16 protein-coding genes and 2 tRNA genes are annotated in these 19,464 nt (G+C 71.6%); 14 read left to right on the top strand and 4 right to left on the bottom strand.

Annotated features, from left to right (window positions below):
• The first annotated feature begins 357 nt into the window (after positions 1-357).
• A complete protein-coding gene (locus ACWGB8_RS22100) occupies positions 358-1,497 on the top strand; it encodes a PP2C family protein-serine/threonine phosphatase (RefSeq protein ID WP_452215259.1) in 1,140 nt (379 codons plus the stop codon).
• A 578-nt stretch (positions 1,498-2,075) separates the two neighbouring features.
• Positions 2,076-2,270 (top strand): hypothetical protein, encoded by a 195-nt coding sequence (locus tag ACWGB8_RS22095; RefSeq protein ID WP_452215257.1) that lies wholly within the window; start codon positions 2,076-2,078, stop codon positions 2,268-2,270.
• 54 nt (positions 2,271-2,324) lie between these two features.
• On the opposite strand, the gene ACWGB8_RS22090 is transcribed toward ACWGB8_RS22095, so the two are convergent.
• A complete protein-coding gene (locus tag ACWGB8_RS22090; RefSeq protein WP_452215256.1) occupies positions 2,325-3,110 on the bottom strand; it encodes a DUF6348 family protein in 786 nt (261 codons plus the stop codon).
• A gap of 225 nt (positions 3,111-3,335) precedes the next feature.
• Here ACWGB8_RS22090 and ACWGB8_RS22085 point away from each other — a divergent pair, with 225 nt between their 5' ends.
• The gene (locus tag ACWGB8_RS22085) at positions 3,336-3,872 is read left to right on the top strand and encodes a DUF6197 family protein (RefSeq protein WP_452215255.1); all 537 of its coding nucleotides are present in this window, start codon (positions 3,336-3,338) and stop codon (positions 3,870-3,872) included.
• 120 nt (positions 3,873-3,992) lie between these two features.
• On the opposite strand, the gene ACWGB8_RS22080 is transcribed toward ACWGB8_RS22085, so the two are convergent.
• A tRNA-Gly gene (locus ACWGB8_RS22080) sits at positions 3,993-4,066 on the bottom strand.
• A gap of 187 nt (positions 4,067-4,253) precedes the next feature.
• Between ACWGB8_RS22080 and ACWGB8_RS22075 the strand changes: the two genes are divergently transcribed.
• The 5 genes from ACWGB8_RS22075 (at position 4,254) to clpX (ending at position 9,169) form a co-directional block, all read left to right on the top strand.
• A tRNA-Pro gene (locus tag ACWGB8_RS22075) sits at positions 4,254-4,327 on the top strand.
• Positions 4,328-4,633: 306 nt separating this feature from the next.
• Entirely contained in the window at positions 4,634-6,016 is a 1,383-nt protein-coding gene (gene tig, locus ACWGB8_RS22070; RefSeq protein ID WP_452215254.1) for a trigger factor, read from the top strand.
• Positions 6,017-6,295: 279 nt separating this feature from the next.
• The gene (locus tag ACWGB8_RS22065; protein ID WP_452215258.1) at positions 6,296-6,913 is read left to right on the top strand and encodes an ATP-dependent Clp protease proteolytic subunit; all 618 of its coding nucleotides are present in this window, start codon (positions 6,296-6,298) and stop codon (positions 6,911-6,913) included.
• Between the two features lie 56 nt (positions 6,914-6,969).
• Positions 6,970-7,632, top strand: coding sequence for an ATP-dependent Clp protease proteolytic subunit (locus tag ACWGB8_RS22060; RefSeq protein WP_387939674.1), 663 nt, complete (start codon positions 6,970-6,972; stop codon positions 7,630-7,632).
• A gap of 247 nt (positions 7,633-7,879) precedes the next feature.
• Positions 7,880-9,169, top strand: a complete 1,290-nt coding sequence (gene clpX / locus ACWGB8_RS22055) for an ATP-dependent Clp protease ATP-binding subunit ClpX (RefSeq protein WP_452215253.1) — start codon at positions 7,880-7,882, stop codon at positions 9,167-9,169.
• Between the two features lie 83 nt (positions 9,170-9,252).
• Here the strand turns inward: clpX and ACWGB8_RS22050 are convergent, their stop codons facing one another.
• Complete coding sequence (locus ACWGB8_RS22050; RefSeq protein ID WP_452215252.1) at positions 9,253-10,098, bottom strand: hypothetical protein; 846 nt, start codon at positions 10,096-10,098, stop codon at positions 9,253-9,255.
• Positions 10,099-10,284: 186 nt separating this feature from the next.
• Here ACWGB8_RS22050 and ACWGB8_RS22045 point away from each other — a divergent pair, with 186 nt between their 5' ends.
• Together ACWGB8_RS22045 and ACWGB8_RS22040 are read left to right on the top strand one after the other, a co-directional pair.
• Positions 10,285-12,924, top strand: coding sequence for a valine--tRNA ligase (locus ACWGB8_RS22045; RefSeq protein ID WP_452215251.1), 2,640 nt, complete (start codon positions 10,285-10,287; stop codon positions 12,922-12,924).
• Between the two features lie 275 nt (positions 12,925-13,199).
• Positions 13,200-13,742 carry a hypothetical protein gene (locus tag ACWGB8_RS22040; RefSeq protein ID WP_452215250.1) on the top strand — a complete coding sequence of 181 codons (543 nt, stop codon included), beginning with the start codon at positions 13,200-13,202 and terminating at the stop codon, positions 13,740-13,742.
• A 48-nt stretch (positions 13,743-13,790) separates the two neighbouring features.
• On the opposite strand, the gene ACWGB8_RS22035 is transcribed toward ACWGB8_RS22040, so the two are convergent.
• Positions 13,791-15,326 carry a chitinase gene (locus ACWGB8_RS22035; protein WP_452215249.1) on the bottom strand — a complete coding sequence of 512 codons (1,536 nt, stop codon included), beginning with the start codon at positions 15,324-15,326 and terminating at the stop codon, positions 13,791-13,793.
• Positions 15,327-15,823: 497 nt separating this feature from the next.
• On the opposite strand from ACWGB8_RS22035, the gene folC reads away from it, so the two are divergent.
• The 4 genes from folC (at position 15,824) to ACWGB8_RS22015 (ending at position 19,455) form a co-directional block, all read left to right on the top strand.
• The gene (gene folC / locus ACWGB8_RS22030; RefSeq protein ID WP_452215248.1) at positions 15,824-17,224 is read left to right on the top strand and encodes a bifunctional tetrahydrofolate synthase/dihydrofolate synthase; all 1,401 of its coding nucleotides are present in this window, start codon (positions 15,824-15,826) and stop codon (positions 17,222-17,224) included.
• Between the two features lies 1 nt (position 17,225).
• On the top strand, positions 17,226-17,561 hold the full coding sequence (locus ACWGB8_RS22025) for a DUF4233 domain-containing protein (RefSeq protein ID WP_452215247.1): 336 nt from the start codon (positions 17,226-17,228) through the stop codon (positions 17,559-17,561).
• Positions 17,562-17,664: 103 nt separating this feature from the next.
• Positions 17,665-18,078 (top strand): nucleoside-diphosphate kinase, encoded by a 414-nt coding sequence (gene ndk / locus ACWGB8_RS22020; RefSeq protein ID WP_452215246.1) that lies wholly within the window; start codon positions 17,665-17,667, stop codon positions 18,076-18,078.
• A gap of 351 nt (positions 18,079-18,429) precedes the next feature.
• Complete coding sequence (locus ACWGB8_RS22015; RefSeq protein WP_360188156.1) at positions 18,430-19,455, top strand: rod shape-determining protein; 1,026 nt, start codon at positions 18,430-18,432, stop codon at positions 19,453-19,455.
• Positions 19,456-19,464: the final 9 nt, after the last annotated feature.

Below are 19,464 nucleotides of genomic sequence, written 5' to 3'. Positions count from 1 at the left end.
GGGGCTCACCCCCCCCCCCCCCCCCCCCGGGGGGGGCCGGGGGCCAGCGCCCACAGGGCCCGCCCGCTTTCGGGAGCGCGCGCCGGCCGACACGCGCGGGGCGCGTGCGCCGCTTCTCTGGTTCGTACGCCCCACCGGCGCAGGCCTCCTGACGCCCCGGCTCCCCGTGGCGCAATCGGCCGAAACCCGCTGACGGGCCCGCGCCACGTCCGCGCCACCCCCGTCCGAGCCGTCGACGCCGGGCCGTACCGGTGGATATGGTCGGTCCCCATGGCTGGCAGAGCGCCGGGCACACCGCCCCAGACGACTGCGACGAGGCCCCGCGCCACCCCGGCGAAGGACCCCGTGACGGCCCGGCTGGCCAAGAAGCTGCGCCGGGTCCGCCGAAGGCTGCGCACCGCCGGGGTCGACTACTTCCGCGGCGGCGCCGCCGACTGGCCGGTCTTCTTCGCCCTGGCGCTGTTCGTCCCGCTGCTGATCGTCCTCAACGTCTGGGCGCCTGCCTGGGCCCCGCCCACCGCCCTGGTGCTGCCGATCCTGGCCGGCGCGCTGCTGCTGCGCCCCGGCAGCCTGGTCATGCTGTACGCGCTGTCCGCCCTGGGCCTGTCCGCCGAGTCCGTCATCCACACCGGCCAGCGGGTCGCCAGCGGCGACCCGGGCGCCTACACCTACGGCGTCACCCCCGGCGCCGCCCTGGTGGTCGGCGCGGCCGGGGTCGGCGGACTGCTGCTCGCCCAGTTCCGCAGCCGCGTCGGCGTGCCCTGGTGGGGCGGCTCGACGATGCTCTTCGACCTGCGCGAACGGCTCCGGGTGCAGAGCCGGGTGCCGGAACTGCCCGAGGGCTGGCACGCCGACATGGCGCTGCGCCCGGCCGGCGGGCAGTCCTTCTCGGGCGACTTCGTGGTCGCCGCCCGCACCGGCCCCGGCCAGCGGGTGCTGGAGGTCGTCCTGGCCGACGTCTCCGGCAAGGGCATGGACGCCGGCTCGCGCGCCCTGCTGCTCTCCGGTGCGTTCGGCGGCCTGCTCGGCTCGCTGCCCGCGCACGACTTCCTGCCCGCCGCCAACGGCTACCTGCTGCGCCAGTCCTGGGAGGAGGGCTTCGCCACCGCCGTCCACCTGGTGCTCGACCTGGACACCGGCGAGTACGAGCTGCTCTCGGCCGGCCACCTGCCCGGCATGCAGCGGCTGGCCGGCGCCGGGCGCTGGGAGGTCAAGGAGGCCGAGGGCCCGCTGCTCGGCATCTACGACGGCGCCAAGTTCGACGGCGTGCGCGGCCGGCTCAACAGCGGCGACGTCCTGATGCTCTGCACCGACGGCATGGTGGAGGCCCCCGGCCGGGACCTCTCGGAGGGCATGGACCGGCTGATGGGCGAGGCCGACCGGCTGGTGCCGGGCGGCGGCCCCGGCGCCGGACCGGGTGCGGCCGGCAGTCTGATCGAGACGGTCGCCCGGGACATCAACGACGACCGCGCCGTCCTGCTGCTCTGGCGCGACTGACCGCGCCCGCGCCGGCCGCGGCCCCCGGCTCCGGCCTCCGGTCCGGGGCGCACCGGCCGCCCCCGGCCGACGCCCTGTCACCCGGTGCCACCGGCCGTCGGACCCGCCGCGGCACATGCCCCTGGCAGCCCCGGCGGGCTGTCAACCCCGGGAGCTGATCTTCGGCCATTTCCGGTCCCGCGCCACCGGAGTGGACCAGGCGGTTCCGCTCCGGTCGGCCGGAGGTTACCGGGCCGCTCAGCGGCGCCCCGCCGACCGTTCGTCAGAAGGCCTCCGCTATCGTCTCGGTCGGCGGAAACTCGTCTCACAGCGCGGGATATCGACGGTCGCCTTTCGGTCAGACCTTTACGCAACCGGCACGGTCGACCACACTGAGTCCGGGCGGGACCGGTCAGGACTCGGGGGATGGGGGGCGTCAGGTGCGGCAGGACATGCACCGCGGGGTCGTACGGGGCGCTCCTCCCGACCGCGAGGGGTTCGACCTGCATTCCGCCTCGGGACCGTCGGACAGACCGGGGTCCGGCTATCGCATGGGCTTCCACCGGGGGCCCCGCTATGGAACGAGGAAGTGAGTCCGGGTGGCACTCTCCGTCTCAGCACTGGTCCTGTTCGGCATCATCTGCCTGATCTTCATCCGCAACAAGCAGCTCAAGGTCGGACACGCCATCCTGGCCGCCCTGTTCGGCTTCATGCTCAACCAGACCACGGCCGCCAAGCCGATCCAGGACTTCCTGAGCCAGCTGGCCAGCAGCATCTCCGGCATCACCAGCTGACCCTCCGCCGGCCGGGCGCCGGGGGAGTCGCGGACGCGGGGCCGACGGTACGCGCTACCGGTCGGCCCGCCGGGCCTGCCGCCACCGGGCGAACAGGCCCAGTCGGCGTGCCCGCACCACCGGGGCGGGCCCGGGTGCGGGCCCTGCGACCGCCGGTGCGGCGGCGGCGAGCGGCGCACCCTGCACCGTCAGCACCGCGAACAGCCGTGCCCAGCACAGCCGTTCACCGCGGGGCCAGTCCAGCGCGCGGAGCGCCGCCGAAGCCGCCTCCGACACCTCGCCGTTCACCCTGACCTCGGCGACGTCGTCGCCGGCGCGTCCGCCGAGGAACAACTTCACGCCGTTGAGCGGCCGTCCGGCCAGCTCCGGCAGCAGCGCGGGCGCGAGCGCCGCCAGCACCTGGTGCTCGGTCAGCCAGCCCGCCAGCCGCTCGTTCCCGAAGCCGAAGACCGCCGCCGGACCCTGCACCGCGTGCCAGCCCGGCAGTTCGGGGTGGTCGTGGTGGTCGCCGTGCTCCCCGCGCCGCTGCTGCAGCTCGACCAGCGCCGAGGCGGTGGTGGTCGCCCACATCCGCACCGCGTTGGCGAGCTTCTCCTCCTCGGTCTTGCCGAGTCCGGCCGCGCAGTCCCAGACCACCGGCGCGTCCGCGCGGCCGAGTTGCAGCACGAAGCCCAGGTCGACGTGGCCGGCGCCGCTCTCGCCCGGGTGCTCCCGGACCGCCACCGCGGTCGTCCCCGGGCCGCGCACGATCTCGCCGTCGACCGTGAACTCCTGCCCGAACCGCGCCATCTCCCGGACCACACAACGCTGTATGACGTCCAGTCGCTCCTGGGGGCGCACCGGGACTCCTCTCGAACAACCGTCGAACGCCGCCGAGGCTATCGGCCCGAGCGCCCGGCGGGAAACCGGCGGGACACCGCTGCCCCGTCCGGAGGCGGCGAGGACGGGCCGGCGCGGGAGCCCGGGGGAGGGGGTGACGGGGCCGGGTGCGCTCCGGTCGCGGGAACGTCCGCAATGCCCCACTTTGGGTAGCGGCACCCCGTCGGCCACCGCCAGGAGACCCGCATGCCCCGCACCCTGCCGCCGCCGCCCGCGCCGCTGCTCGCCCCGGACGGCTCCGGGCTGGTCGCCGAGATCGAGGCGTACCTGGCCGCGCTGCCCGCCCCGGCGCGCACCCCGGCGCCGTACGTCTGCCCGCTCGGCTCGGTGCTGCGGCCCTGGAACGCCGACCACCCGCTGCCCCGGCCCGGCCTCGCGGCCCGGCTGCTGCGTCGGCCGCCGCCGCCGCTGCCGGTGAGCGCCGCCGACCACCTGCGGCTCGCCTCCCGCTACCTGGCGGCGCACGGCTGGCTGCAGGGCGCCCTGTGGGACGCCTCCGGCCGGGTCTGCCTGCTCGGAGCCCAGGCCGCCGTCCTCGCGCACGGCTACGGCACCCCGGAGACCGTGCGCACCGCCCGGGTGCAGGTGATGGAGGTGCTGCACGCCACCGGGCGCCCGGCGTCCTCCCCGGACGAGTACAACGACCGCCCCACCACCCGGCAGGCCGACGTGCACCAGCTGCTCGACCGGGCCGAGGCCCGCGCCCGGCGGCTCGGTCTCTGACGGCCCGTCCGCGGGGCCCCCCGTTCGTCCCGCACCCGTCCGCCGGCCGCGGCGGCGGCACGGCGGACCCGGGAACGCGAACGGCCCCGGAGCGAGGACATCGCTACGGGGCCGGACTGCTGGAGCGGGCGACGAGAATCGAACTCGCGTGACTAGTTTGGAAGACTAGGGCTCTACCATTGAGCTACGCCCGCGCGAACCTCCGGCCGCTGCCGGACGGAAGGTCGGGAACAGCGTACCTGGTCCCGGCGGCCGCGTGCACACCGCATTCACTTCCGGATGCACTTCGCGCGCCCCCGGCGGCCCGGATGCGTCCCCCCGGAGCCCCCGATATGTCGGAGAACGGGCAGGGCCCGCCGTGTACGCTTCCTCTCGGCACCACGGGGTGTGGCGCAGTTTGGTAGCGCGTCCGCTTTGGGAGCGGAAGGCCGTCGGTTCGAATCCGGTCACCCCGACCGTGCGGCAGGGTCTCGTCGGGCGCGGCGGGGCCCTGTTCTGTGTCCGCTCCCACCACCCCTGCGGCGGCGTCCTGGCGTCGGCCTTTCGTGGTACCGGTAGGATGGGGCGCTGGCGGTAGTCCCTGTGGCGTCAACCCAGGTCAACCGCACGAGGGCGAGGAGTCAAGCTCACCGTCCACCCCACGGGAGATGCAGCTCCAACCGCCCATCGCCCGTCTCGCCCGACCGTGTCCGGCGGCCCCCAAGGCCGACGGCAGGCGACGGCGGAGACAACCTGACCGCAAGCCCATAGGAGACCTAACCGTGAAGAGCGCCGTCGAGACTCTGAACCCGACCCGGGTTCGACTCACCGTCGAGGTGCCCTTCGAGGAGCTCAAGCCCAGCCTCGACGCGGCGTACAAGAAGATCAACCAGCAGGTCTCGGTCCCGGGCTTCCGCAAGGGCAAGATCCCGAACCGTGTCATCGACCAGCGCTTCGGCCGTGGTGCCGTGCTGGAGGAGGCCGTCAACGACGCCCTGCCGCGCTTCTACTCGCAGGCCGTCGACGAGGGCAAGATCGAGGTCCTCGGCCAGCCGGACATCACCAACATCGAGGGCGTCGAGACGCTCGTCGACGGTGGGGACCTGAAGTTCACCGCCGAGGTGGACGTCCGTCCGGAGATCACCCTGCCCGACTTCTCGACCATCGAGGTCACCGTCGACCCGATCGTGGTGACGGACGAGGACGTCGACAAGTCGCTGGAGCAGCTGCGCGAGCGCTTCTCCTCCGTCAAGGACGTCGAGCGCGCCGCCGCCGCCGGTGACATCGTGGTCGTCGACCTTGAGGCCAAGGTCGACGGCGAGGTGCCGGAGGACGGTACCGCCGCCGGTGTCAGCTACGAGATCGGCTCCGGCCGCCTGATCGACGGCATCGACGACGCCGTCGTGGGCCTGGAGGCCGGTGGCACCGCCACCTTCAGCACCGAGCTCAAGGGCGGCACCCAGGCCGGCAAGTCCTCCGAGGTCACCGTCACCGTGACGGCCGTCCAGGAGAAGGAGCTGCCCGAGCTGGACGACGAGTTCGCCCAGCTGGCCAGCGAGTTCGACACCCTGGAGGACCTGCGCGGCGACTCCCGCAAGCGCCTGGAGCGCATGAAGGAGTACGACCAGGCCACCCAGGCCCAGGAGAAGGTCCTCGACGCGCTGCTCGGCCTGGTGGAGATCGAGTACCCGGAGAAGCTCCTCAAGGAGGAGATCTCGACCCGCAAGCACAACCTGGAGCACCACCAGCTGGAGCCGATGGGTCTGACCCTCGACGTCTGGCTGGCCAGCCAGGGCAAGACCGCCGAGGAGTACGACGCGGAGCTTGAGGAGCAGGCGAAGAAGGGCATCAAGACCCAGTTCGTCCTGGACCAGATCGTCGCCGACGAGGAGCTGGGTGTTAACCAGGAGGAGCTGACCGAGCACCTCCTGCGCCGCGCCGCCGGCTCGGGCCTCACCCCGGACCAGTTCGCGCAGCAGGTCGTCCAGGGCGGCCAGGTGCCGCTGCTGGTCGGCGAGGTCGCCCGCGGCAAGGCGCTGGCCACCGTGGTCGAGGCCGCCAAGGTCGTCGACACCGAGGGCAACGAGATCAACTTCGACGACGACGAGACCGACGAGTCGGGCGAGACCGTCGAGGCCGCCGCCGAGGAGAAGACCGAGGCCTGATCGCCCGGTCGGCCCTCGTCGTAGGACCGCACAGCCCGTGGGCCCGGACACCGTACGCGGTGTCCGGGCCCACGGCCGTTCCCGCCCGGGTGAGCGGACCCTGCGCTGACAGCGAACAGTTCTGCGTGGGGGATTCTGCGAAGGGGCCTGCGCGTTAGGGTCCTTGGACAGCAACAATCACCCTGGTGGTGTCCATCAGCTGTGCAAGACCGCGACGGCCGTGGAGCGACCGTCCAAACCGACTGAGCAGGTGGCTAAGTGACGTTCCCGCAGATGCAGATGCCTGGCCCGATGGCGCCGCACGCCGCCTCCGGTGACGTGCTCGGCGGCCTGGGCGACCAGGTCTACAACCGGCTGCTCAACGAGCGCATCATCTTCCTCGGCCAGCAGGTCGACGACGACATCGCGAACAAGATCACCGCCCAGCTGCTGCTCCTCGCGGCAGACCCGGACAAGGACATCTTCCTCTACATCAACTCCCCGGGCGGCTCGATCTCGGCCGGCATGGCGATCTACGACACCATGCAGTACATCAAGAACGACGTCGTCACCATCGCGATGGGCATGGCCGCGTCGATGGGCCAGTTCCTGCTGACGGCGGGCGCCAAGGGCAAGCGCTTCTCGCTGCCGAACGCCAACATCCTGATGCACCAGCCCTCCGCGGGCCTCGGCGGTTCGGCCACCGACATCCGCATCCAGGCGGAGCAGCTGCTCCGCACCAAGAAGCGGATGTCCGAGCTGATCGCCTTCCACAGCGGCCAGTCCTTCGAGCAGATCACCGCCGACTCCGACCGCGACCGCTGGTTCTCGCCGGAGGAGGCCCTGGAGTACGGCCTGATCGACGCGATCATGCACAGCGCCGCGGACGTCCCCGGCGGCGGCGGCACGGGCGCCTGAGCCTCGGCCCGGCCCACGAGACCACAGCCACAACGCTCCGGAGGACCAGAATTCCCATGAACATCCCCAGCCTGTCCAGCGCCAAGGCACGCGTCGAGGACATGCGCGCCGAGGGCCGCTACATCGTCCCGCGCTTCGTCGAGCGCACCTCGCAGGGCATCCGGGAGTACGACCCGTACGCCAAGCTGTTCGAGGAGCGCATCATCTTCCTCGGCTCGCAGGTCGACGACGTCTCCGCGAACGACATCATGGCCCAGCTGCTGTGCCTGGAGTCGATGGACCCGGACCGCGAGATCCAGATGTACATCAACTCGCCCGGCGGCTCGTTCACGGCTCTGACGGCCATCTACGACACCATGCAGTACGTCAAGCCGGACATCACCACCGTCTGCATGGGCCAGGCGGCCTCGGCGGCGGCCGTGCTGCTGGCGGCCGGCACCCCCGGCAAGCGGATGGCGCTGCCGAACGCCCGCATCCTGATCCACCAGCCCTACACCGAGACCGGCCGCGGCCAGGTCTCCGACCTGGAGATCCAGGCCAAGGAGATCTTCCGGATGCGCGAGCAGCTGGAGGAGATGCTCTCCAAGCACTCCAACAAGCCGGTGGAGCAGGTGCGCGACGACATCGAGCGCGACAAGATCCTCACCGCCGAGGAGGCCCTGGAGTACGGTCTGATCGACCAGATCATCTCCACCCGCAAGTCCTCGCTGACCTCCTGAGGCCGGCCCCCGCAGGGCGGGGCGCGCCGCACCGCGCGCCCCGCCCTGCGGCACTCGGACGGTCGTGCCGACGGCATCTGTTCGGTATCAATTCGCCCAGGGCGTAGGGCAGACCCGGCGAAGAGGACGGAATTGCGGGCCCGGCAGAGTACCGTCGGATAGCGAGACCGATCGCCGACGGCGTTCACGGTCCACAGCACCAGGCCCCGGAACCCCCGCGGGGCCCCTGGCGAAGGGGAAGCACCTCGTGGCACGCATCGGAGACGGTGGCGACCTGCTCAAGTGCTCGTTCTGCGGCAAGTCGCAGAAGCAGGTGAAGAAGCTGATCGCCGGCCCAGGCGTGTACATCTGCGACGAGTGCATCGACCTGTGCAACGAGATCATCGAGGAGGAGCTCGCCGAGACCTCCGAGGTGCGCTTCGAGGAGCTCCCGAAGCCGCGCGAGATCTACGAGTTCCTCGACCAGTACGTGGTCGGCCAGGACCTCGCCAAGAAGGCGCTGTCGGTCGCGGTCTACAACCACTACAAGCGGGTCCAGGCGGGCGAGGCCGGGCGCAGCGGCGGGAACGGCCGCGAGGACGCCATCGAGCTGGCCAAGTCCAACATCCTGCTGCTCGGCCCGACGGGCTCCGGCAAGACCCTGCTCGCGCAGACCCTGGCCCGGATGCTGAACGTGCCGTTCGCCATCGCCGACGCCACCGCGCTCACCGAGGCCGGGTACGTCGGCGAGGACGTCGAGAACATCCTGCTGAAGCTGATCCAGGCGGCCGACTACGACGTCAAGAAGGCCGAGACCGGGATCATCTACATCGACGAGATCGACAAGGTCGCCCGCAAGAGCGAGAACCCGTCGATCACCCGGGACGTCTCCGGCGAGGGTGTGCAGCAGGCGCTGCTGAAGATCCTGGAGGGCACCACCGCCTCGGTGCCGCCGCAGGGCGGGCGCAAGCACCCGCACCAGGAGTTCATCCAGATCGACACCACCAACGTGCTGTTCATCGTGGGCGGCGCCTTCGCCGGCCTGGAGCGGATCATCGAGGGCCGCGCGGGTGCCAAGGGCATCGGCTTCGGCGCCAACATCCGCTCCAAGCGCGAGCAGGACGCGAGTGACCACTTCCGCCAGGTGATGCCGGAGGACCTGGTCAAGTTCGGCATGATCCCCGAGTTCATCGGCCGACTGCCGGTGATCACCAGCGTGCACAACCTCGACCGCGAGGCGCTGCTGCAGATCCTGACCGAGCCGAAGAATGCGCTGGTCAAGCAGTACCGCAAGCTCTTCGAGCTGGACGGCGTGGAGCTGGAGTTCTCCCGGGACGCCCTGGAGGCCATCGCCGACCAGGCGATCCTGCGCGGCACCGGCGCCCGCGGCCTGCGGGCGATCATGGAGGAGGTGCTGATGTCCGTGATGTACGAGGTGCCCTCCCGCCAGGACGTCGCCCGCGTGGTGATCACCGGGGACGTCGTCTCCAAGCACGCCATCCCGACGCTCGTCCCGCGCGACATGATCAAGCGCGAGCGGCGCGACAAGTCGGCCTGAGGCCGGCCCCGGCACGGAACACGGAAGCGGCCCCGCACCACTCGGTGCGGGGCCGCTTGCGTGTTCCGTGCCGGGGCGGCGGGCTACTTCTTGACCAGCGTGGCGTCGCGCAGCGCGCGGGCCTTCACCGCGGCCTGCTCCACATCCAGGGTGCCGGTCTTGAAGACGATCGCGCCGTGCGTCGAGTGGTCGGCCCAGTAGCAGATGGTGCCGGTCCGGCTGGAGGACTGCAGCACGCCGCAGGCCAGCCGGGCCTTGCTGTCGTGCGGGTCCTTGGCGTCGAAGTCGCGCAGCGGGGTGGTCCAGTTGGGGGCCTTGCCGGAGCTGGACGGCTCGACGGCCTTGACCTTGATCTTCTCCATCACCGAGTCGGGCGAGGCGACGTCGCCGTACTCGCCGCTGACGGTGAGGACGGTGGAGGAGGAGCTCCCTTCCTTGTAGTCGTTGGAGACCTCGGTCAGGTTGCGGCCCATGCCCTCCTTGGCCGCCTCCTCCTCGGAGACCTTGTCCTCGTCGGTGTCGTCGAGGATGTAGCCGCCGGGCAGGGTCTGCGGGGCGCCGATCTTGTAGCTGCCGGGCACCGCGTCGTCGGTGCCGCCGCCGACCAGCTGGTAGATGCCGAAGCCGCCGCCGGCCAGCACCAGGGCGCCGACCACCAGGCCGATCACCAGCCCGGTCCTGCTCTTGCCGGCAGGGGCGGGCGGGTAGCCGGGCGCGCCGTACGGCTGCTGCGGTGCGCCGTGCGGCGGGGCGGGCTGCTGCGGGTAGCCGTACTGCGGCTGCGGCGCGCCGTACTGGGGCGGCGGGGCCTGCGGCGGGACGGGCGCCTGGGGCTGGCCGTACTGGGGCGGTGCACCGTAGGGTGGCTGGGGTGCCCCGTAGGGCTGCTGCGGTTGACCCTGCGGATACTGCTGGTCCTGTCCGTACATCTGCGTCTGTGCTCCCCCGCCGCACGAGCGGCCTGTCGAGTCGAGTCGTCCGAGCCCGTCGACCGACCGGACGAGTGTCCTGGCACGGTATCGCACCGGGGCGGCGGCGCGCCCGGACGGCGCAGCGGACGCCGCGCACCGAAAGCGGTTCGTAACCCGCCCCCGCCGTTACGTAAACTGTGCGTCGTGACCGACACGACGAACCAGCGCCCCGCGAGCACGACCGCAGGGGACGACGCAGCCACCCTCCCGACGACCTACGCCCCGGCCGAGGTAGAGGGCGAGCTGTACGAGCGCTGGGTGGAGCGCGGTTACTTCACCGCCGACGCGAAGAGCGACAAGCCCGCGTACACCATCGTCATCCCGCCGCCGAACGTCACCGGTGCGCTGCACCTGGGCCACGCCTTCCAGCACACGCTGATGGACGCGCTGACCCGCCGCAAGCGCATGCAGGGCTTCGAGACGCTCTGGCTGCCCGGCATGGACCACGCCGGCATCGCCACCCAGAACAAGGTGGAGCAGCAGCTCGCCGAGTCCGGCCTCTCCCGCCACGACCTGGGCCGCGAGGCCTTCGTCGAGAAGGTCTGGGAGTGGAAGGAGAACTACGGCGGCCGGATCCTCGGCCAGATGCGCCGGCTGGGCGACGGCGTGGACTGGTCCCGCGAGCGCTTCACCATGGACGAGGGCCTGTCGCAGGCAGTCCAGACCATCTTCAAGCGGCTGTTCGACGACGGCCTGGTCTACCGCGCCGAGCGCATCATCAACTGGTGCCCCCGCTGCCTGACCGCGCTCTCCGACATCGAGGTGGAGCACGAGGAGGTCCCCGGCGAGCTGGTCTCGATCCGCTACGGCGAGGGCGAGGACGCGATCGTCGTCGCCACCACCCGGGCCGAGACGATGCTGGGCGACACCGCGGTCGCCGTCCACCCGGACGACGAGCGCTACCGTCACCTGGTCGGCCGCACCATCAAGCTGCCGCTGACCGACCGTGAGATCCCGGTCGTCGCCGACGAGCACGTCGACCCGGAGTTCGGCACCGGCGCCGTCAAGGTGACCCCGGCGCACGACCCCAACGACTTCGCCATCGGCCAGCGCCACGGGCTGCCGAACCTGTCGGTGATGGACGAGCGCGGGGTCATCACCGTGCACGGCCCGTTCCTCGGCCTGGACCGCCTGGAGGCCCGCTCGGCCGTCGTCGGCGCGCTGCGCGAGCAGGGTCGGATCGTCGCCGAGAAGCGCCCGTACATGCACGCGGTCGGCCACTGCTCGCGCTGCCACACGGTGGTCGAGCCGCGGCTGTCGCTGCAGTGGTGGGTCAAGGTCGCCCCGCTGGCCCAGGCGGCCGGCGACGCCGTGCGCGACGGCCGGGTCGACATCCACCCGAAGGAGCTGGAGCGCCGCTACTTCGACTGGGTCGACAACATGTACGACTGGTGCATCTCGCGCCAGCTGTGGTGGGGCCACCGGATCCCGGTCTGGTACGGCCCGGACGGCGAGGTCGTCTGCGTCGGCCCCGACGAGCAGCCGCCGACCGGCGAGGGCTGGCACCAGGACCCGGACGTCCTGGACACCTGGTTCTCCTCCGGCCTGTGGCCGTTCTCGACCCTGGGCTGGCCGGAGCGCACCCCGGACCTGGAGAAGTTCTACTCGACCGACGTCCTGCTCACCGGCCACGACATCATCTTCTTCTGGGTCGCCCGGATGATGATGTTCGGCCTGTACGCGATGGACGGCCAGGTGCCGTTCAAGACGGTCGCCCTGACCGGTCTGGTCCGCGACGAGTTCGGCAAGAAGATGTCGAAGTCCTCCGGCACCGCCGTCGACCCGCTGGACTGGATGGACGCCTACGGCGCCGACGCCGTCCGCTTCACCCTGGCCCGCGGCGCCAACCCCGGCGCGGACGTGCCGATCGGCGAGGACTGGGTCAAGGGCTCGCGGAACTTCTGCAACAAGATCTGGAACGCGACCCGCTTCGCGCTGATGAACGGCGCCACCGTCGAGGGCCCGCTGCCGGCCCCGGAGGAGCTGACCGCGGTCGACCGCTGGATCCTGTCGCGGCTGAACGCCACCGTGGCCGAGGTCGACGCGCTGTACGACGACTACGAGTTCGCCAAGGTCTCGGACGCGCTCTACCACTTCGCCTGGGACGAGGTCTTCGACTGGTACGTCGAGCTCTCCAAGACCACCCTGGCCAAGGGCGGCCCGCAGGCCGACGCCGCGCGCCGGGTGCTCGGAGAGGTCCTGGACGTCACCCTGCGCCTGCTGCACCCGGTCGTCCCGTTCGTCACCGACACCCTGTGGACCACGCTCACCGGCGCCGAGTCGCTGGTGGTCACCGAGTGGCCGAAGGACAGCGGCTTCCGCGACGCCGCGGCCGAGTCCGAGGTCGCCACGCTCCAGCAGGTGGTCACCGAGGTCCGCCGGTTCCGTTCGGACCAGGGCCTGCAGCCCGCGCAGAAGGTCCCGGCCCAGCTCGACCTGGCCGGCACCGTGCTCGCCGTCCACGAGGACGCGATCCGCTCGCTGCTGCGCCTGACCGCGCCGGCGGAGGGCTTCTCGGCCACCGCCTCGCTGCCGGTCGCCGGGGCGACGGTGGCGCTGGACCTCTCCGGCACCATCGACGTCGCGGCGGAGCGCAAGCGCCTCGCCAAGGACCTCGCGGCGGCCGAGAAGGAGAAGGCCCAGACCACCGCGAAGCTCGGCAACGAGGCGTTCCTCGCCAAGGCGCCGGACGACGTGGTCGCCAAGATCCGGGGCCGCCAGGAGGCCGCCGAGGCCGACATCGTCCGGATCACCGCCCAGCTGGCCGCCCTGCCGCAGGCCTGACGGCCGGCCCGACTCCGACGAGCGCAGCCCCCGGGGGCCGCATTCCGCTGACGCGGGGTGCGGCCCCCGGGCCGTTTCCGGGGCCTGCCCCATTCCGCCGGTGATTACTCGGGGCATTGCTCTGTTCCGGCGAATATTCATCCCGGACCGTGTGAAGTCCTATTCCGCTCGAATTCATTCCGGTCTTGTGCGGGCGGGTTCGCGTACGTTCGCAGGTCGGATGTGTACGGTGTGCAGGAGTTCTGCTGAGCAGGCGACTGACGGGAGGGCATGGCGTGGTGATGACCGAGGAGTTGGCCGACGAACTTCCTGCCGAGGCGGTCGAGGAGGCCAAGGCCCGGGCGGCGGACCTGCTGCTCGCATTCCGACACGGGAACCAGCTCGCCTTCGACCACACCCTGGACCGCCTGCTGGCGGCCCGCGCCGAGCGCGAGGTGACCACCCTGCTCACCTGGATCGCGGCCGAGGCGGTCCGCAAGGCGTACGCCCCCGAGGTCGGCGACCGGGTGCTGCGCGCGATGGCCCGCCGCGCCCCCGCCGACACCTCCGGCGTCGAGATCGACGAGGGCAGCGCGGACGCCGCCCGGCTGATCGAGGCGGTCGCGGCCGGCGAGGTGGCGGCGGTGCGCGGCCTGGTCGCCTCGACCGCCGACACCACCTTCCTGCTGGGCGGCCTGCTCCAGGGCGTGGCGATGATGCTGCCGCTGCTGCCGGAGGGCGAGGTGGCGGAGATCGTGGCCGAGCTGCGCCGCCGCCACTGCACCACCACCTGCCCGGACACCCCGGCCGAGATCCCGGAGGCCCGGGCCGGGGTGTGACGGCCGCCCGGGCGGGCCGGTCGGCCGTCCCCGGGGTCGGAGCGGGCCCTACGGCATCGCGAGCAGGTGCGAGCCGACGGTGTTGGCGATGCCGCCGCCCGCCTTGGCGTCCCAGTTGGTCGACCAGGTCATCGCGCCGCCGATGCCGGGCCACGTGGTGTCGGGCCTGAAGCTGCCGCAGCCGGTGCCCTTCGCCAGGCAGTCCAGGGCGTCGGTGACCACGCGCGGGTTGACCCAGCCGCCGCCCGCGGCGCTGGTGGACGCGGGCACCCCGAGGCCGACCTGGTCGGGCCGCAGTCCGTTCTTGAGCTGGATGCAGGCCAGCGCCGTCAGGAAGTTGACGGTGCCCTGGGAGTACACCTGGCCGTCGCAGCCCAGCATCGCGCCGGAGTTGTAGTACTGCATGTTGACGATGGTGAGGATGTCCTTCACGTTCAGCGCCAGCTTGAAGTACTCCATGCCGGTGGACTGCATGTCGATGGTCTGCGGCGCCATGGTGAGCACGAAGCCCTTGCCGGCCTTGGCGGCCAGCGCGTGCAGTGCCTGGCCCATGTAGGTGGCGTTGATGCCGTTCTCCAGGTCGATGTCGACCCCGTCGAAGCCGTACTGCCGCATGAGCGCCCACGCGCTGTCGGTGAAGTTGGCGGCCGAGGCGGCGCTGTTGACGGCGACCGTGCCGTTCTGGCCGCCGACCGAGAGGATCACCTTCTTGCCGGCCGCCTTCTTGGCCGCGATGTCGGCCTTGAACTGCGCCTCGGTGTAGCCGCCGAGGCGGGCGGCGAGCGTGCCGTCCAGGGCGAAGGCGAGTGCGCCGGGCGCGGTGGTGGTCTCGGCGAAGGAGACCGCGATGATGTCGTACGCCGCGGGGACGTCGCTGATCCGCTGCACGGTGGCGCCGTTGTCGAAGTTCTGCCAGTAGCCGGTGAGCTTGTGCTTGGGCAGGTCGGGCCGGCCGGTCGCGGTGTCGGTCGGCGTCGGCGTGGCGGTGTCCGTCGGGGTCGGGCTCACCGTGTCGGTCGGGGTGGGCGTGGTGACGGTCGGGGAGGGCCTGGGGTCGCCGGGCCCGATCAGCGAGACGTCGTCGGCGAGGAAGGCCGGCTGCCCGTACCAGCCGTGCAGGTAGACGGTGGCGCTGGTGGCGGACGGCCCGGTGGTGAAGGTGGTGCTGAGCTTGGACCAGCCGGTGGAGCTGGTCCAGGTGCTCGGGCTGCCGCCGCCGGTGTTCCGGGCGCCCAGGTAGACGTACGAGCCCTGGACCCAGGCGCTCAGCGTGTACGTGGAGTTGGGCCGCACGGTGACGGTCTGGGTGCACTCGCCGGTGGCGGACGCGCCGGGCGCGGCGCGCAGCGCGGACGAGCCGGAGTGCACGGTGGTGGTCTCGCGGGTCGCGCCGGACTGGCAGGTCCAGCCGGACAGGCTGCCCTGTTCGAAGCCGCCGTTGTCGATCACGTCGACGTCGGCGGTCGGGGCGCCGGAGGCGCTGGAGGCGATGACCAGGCCGCTGAGGCCGAGCGCGAAGGCACTGGCCCCGGCGAGCGCGGAGTGGACGGTGCGCCGGTGGCGCACGTGTCGGGCAGGTGGCATGGCTCCATCTCCTGTGGGGGAGGCCGGCGGCTCGGGTGGGGGTGAGCCGACCGGGTGTCGATGGGTACGCGTGCGGGAGCTACCGACAACTCAAGTCCCTGTCGGGGAAGGAGACTTGCCTCACAAGGTGGAGTAGACCAATCCTGCTGTCAAGAGCGCCTCGGGCGGCGGGCAGGGCCGGCTCGGCCGGCCGGGCGGTGAGCGCGGCGATCCGCCGGGAGGCCGGCCCGTCGCCGTACGGGCCCGGGGTGGCCGAGGAGTCCGGCGCCCCGACGATGCCGTCCCGGTGGGCCGGGACTAAGGCGTGCAGGACGTCGGGCATCGGGCGGCTCTCTGGTGGATCGAAGGTGTCTGCGGCTTCGTGGGGTGCGAATCGATGCTCCATCGCGATTCAAGATCGCCTAATCGATGGAAAACGCCCAAAACAGTCGACAATGGTCAAAGTGGTGGTTCTCACCCCGTGAGGGACGGCCGTCCCGGCTCCGTAGACTGTGGTGGTGAGCGACAAGGCCGACCCGAACCCCTACACGATCCGCCCCGAGAGCACGGCTGCCGCCGAGTCGGGCGATCCACTGCGCGACGTCGAGCTGGCGCTCTCCGAGCGCTGGCCGGAGAACAAGCTGGAGCCCTCGCTCGACCGGATCGAGGCGCTGATGGACATCCTGGGCCAGCCCCAGCGGTCCTTCCCCTCCATCCACATCACCGGCACCAACGGCAAGACCTCCACGGCCCGGATGATCGAGCAGCTGCTGAACACCTTCGAGCTGCGCACCGGCCGCTACACCAGCCCGCACGTGGAGAGCGTCACCGAGCGGATCAGCCTGGACGGCGCCCCGATCAGCACCGAGCGCTTCGTCGAGACCTACCGCGACATCGAGCCGTACGTGCGGATGGTGGACGCCTCCCAGCCGGTGCCGATGTCCTTCTTCGAGGTGCTCACCGGCATGGCGTACGCGGCCTTCGCCGACGCCCCGGTGGACGTCGCGGTGGTCGAGGTCGGCATGGGCGGCTCCTGGGACGCCACCAACGTGATCGACGCGGCCGTCGCGGTGATCACCCCGATCGGCCTGGACCACACCGACAAGCTGGGGGAGACCACCGGCGAGATCGCCGTGGAGAAGTCCGGCATCATCAAGCCCGGCGCCGTCGCGGTGGTCGCCCAGCAGCAGCTGGACGCCGCCCAGACCATCCTCGCCCGGGCCGTCGAGGTGGACGCCACGGTGGCCCGCGAGGGCATGGAGTTCGGGGTGATCCGCCGTGAGGTCGCCGTCGGCGGACAGCTGGTGACGCTGCGTGGGCTCGGCGGCGAGGAGTACGAGGACCTCTTCCTCCCGCTGCACGGCGCCCACCAGGCGCACAACGCCTCGCTCGCGCTGGCCGCCGTCGAGGCGTTCTTCGGCGTCGGCGGCGCGCGCGGCGGGCAGCTCGACACGGACAAGGTCCGCCAGGCGTTCTCCGGTGTCTCCTCGCCGGGCCGCCTGGAGGTCGTCCGGCGCAGCCCCACGATCATCCTGGACGCCGCGCACAACCCGCACGGCGCCCGGGCCACCGTCGACGCGATCGGCGAGTCCTTCGGCTTCACCCGGCTGGTCGGTGTGATCGGCACCAGCGGCGACAAGGACGTGGCGGGCCTGCTGGAGGCCTTCGAGCCGGTCCTCGCCGAGGTCGTGATCACGCAGAACTCCACCCACCGTGCGATGGACGTGGACGCCCTGGCGGCGCTCGCGGTCGAGGTCTTCGGCGAGGAGCGCGTCCAGGTCGAGCCCCGGCTGGACGACGCCATCGCCGCGGCCGTCACCCTCGCCGAGGAGGAGGGCGACCTCGGCGGCGCCGGGGTGCTGGTCACCGGTTCGGTCATCACGGTGGGCGAGGCGCGCCTGCTGCTCGGGAGGAAGTGACATGAGGCAGCTCTGCTCCGCGACCCTGATCGGCGAGGCCCTGCTGGTGCTGTTCGCCGGCCTGGTCGCCATGCAGCTCTCGGACGTACCGACCGCCACGGTCTGGACGGTGAGCGGCATCGCGATGGCCCTCTGCGTCCTGCTCTGCGGCATGATCAACCGCCCCGGCGCGGTGGCGATCGGCTGGGCGCTGCAGCTCGGGCTGATCGCCAGCGGCTTCGTGCTGCCGACGATGTTCGGCCTCGGCGCGGTCTTCGCCGGCCTGTGGTGGTGCTCGGTGCACTACGGCCGCCGGATCGACGAGATGAAGGCCGCCCGGGCCGCCGCCGCGGCCTGATTCCGGGCCCTTCCGGAGGAGCAGCCCGGGCGGAGTCCGGGCTGCTCACGCAAGGTAACCTCTGGGGAGTCGCACGCCGAACCGATTCCCCAGGAGAAGCACCGTGTCCCAGCGCACTCTCGTCCTGCTCAAGCCCGACGCCGTCAAGCGCGGCCTGGCCGGCGAGATCATCAGCCGCATCGAGCGCAAGGCCGGCTGGCGGCTGGCCGCGGTCGAGCTGCGGACCTTCGACCGGGCCACCCTGGAGCAGCACTACGCGGAGCACGTCGGCCGCCCCTTCTACGAGCCGCTGCTGGAGTTCATGACCTCCGGTCCGTCCATCGCCCTGATCGTCGAGGGTGAGGAGGTCGTCGCGGGCATCCGGATGCTGGCCGGTGCGACCAACCCGCTGGAGGCCGGCGCCGGCACCATCCGCGGCGACTACGCGACCATCACCCGCGAGAACCTGATCCACGCCTCCGACTCCGAGGCCTCCGCCGAGCGCGAGATCAAGATCTTCTTCCCCGCGCACGCCTGAGCACCGCCCCGGCACCGGGTCCGGAGCGCCCGGAGGCGATCCGGAGCCCGGGCGGGCCGCCCCGGTCGGGACCATTGGCCCGGCCGGGGCATGTTTATCGTGAAATACGGAACTGGTACTGCCGACACGGCGTCCCAATGCCCGGAGAAGCGATCACGCCCCGGACAATGGACGGCATGCCCCACGTCGACGTCCGCACTGACCGGCGTGACTACGATGGACGCAACTCACGGGCCAGGTACGGCTGCTCGGCTGGTGTCCGCACCCCCTAGCAATGGGCGCGCGCCGTTCCGTCCACCCCCCGCAATGACTCCGAGCCCGGGAAGGCACCCACACCCCATGGCGAGCAACCTGTCGTTCATCGGCCGCGACCTGGCGATCGACCTCGGAACTGCCAACACGCTGGTGTACGTCAGGGGCAAGGGCATCGTGCTGAACGAGCCGTCCGTGGTCGCGGTGAACACCAACACCGGCGGGATCCTCGCGGTGGGTGCCGAGGCCAAGAAGATGATCGGCCGCACCCCGGGCAACATCGTCGCGATCCGCCCGCTCAAGGACGGCGTGATCGCCGACTTCGAGATCACCGAGCGGATGCTCCGCTACTTCATCCTCAAGATCCACCGCCGCCGCTACCTCGCCCGCCCCCGGGTCGTGGTCTGCGTGCCCTCCGGCATCACCGGGGTCGAGCGCCGCGCCGTCATCGAGGCCTCCTCGCAGGCCGGCGCGCGCCAGGTGCACATCATCGAGGAGCCGATGGCCGCCGCGATCGGCGCCGGCCTGCCCGTCCACGAGGCCACCGGCAACATGGTCGTCGACATCGGCGGCGGCACCACCGAGGTCGCCGTCATCTCGCTCGGCGGCATCGTCACCGCGCAGTCCATCCGGGTCGCCGGCGACGAGCTGGACAACGCCATCGTCCAGCACATCAAGAAGGAGTACTCGCTGCTCCTCGGCGAGCGCAGTGCCGAGCAGATCAAGATGAGCATCGGCTCCGCCTTCGCGCTGGACGGCGAGAAGGACGAGCACGCCGAGATCCGGGGCCGCGACCTGGTCAGCGGCCTGCCCAAGACCGTCGTCATCTCGGCCGCCGAGGTCCGCGAGGCCATCGACGAGCCGGTCAACTCCATCATCGACGCGGTGAAGACCACCCTCGACCAGTGCCCGCCCGAGCTGGCCGGCGACGTCATGGACCGCGGCATCGTGCTCACCGGCGGCGGCGCCCTGCTGCGCGGCCTCGACGAGCGGCTGCGCCGGGAGACCGGCATGCCGATCCACATCGCCGAGAACCCGCTCGACTCGGTGGCCCTCGGCTCCGGCAAGTGCGTCGAGGAGTTCGAGGCCCTCCAGCAGGTACTCGACGCCCAGCCGCGCCGTTAGCCGTACGAC

It is taken from the genome of Kitasatospora sp. NPDC054939, from assembly GCF_053610105.1.
This window is presented reverse-complemented; position numbering and strand designations above follow the sequence as displayed.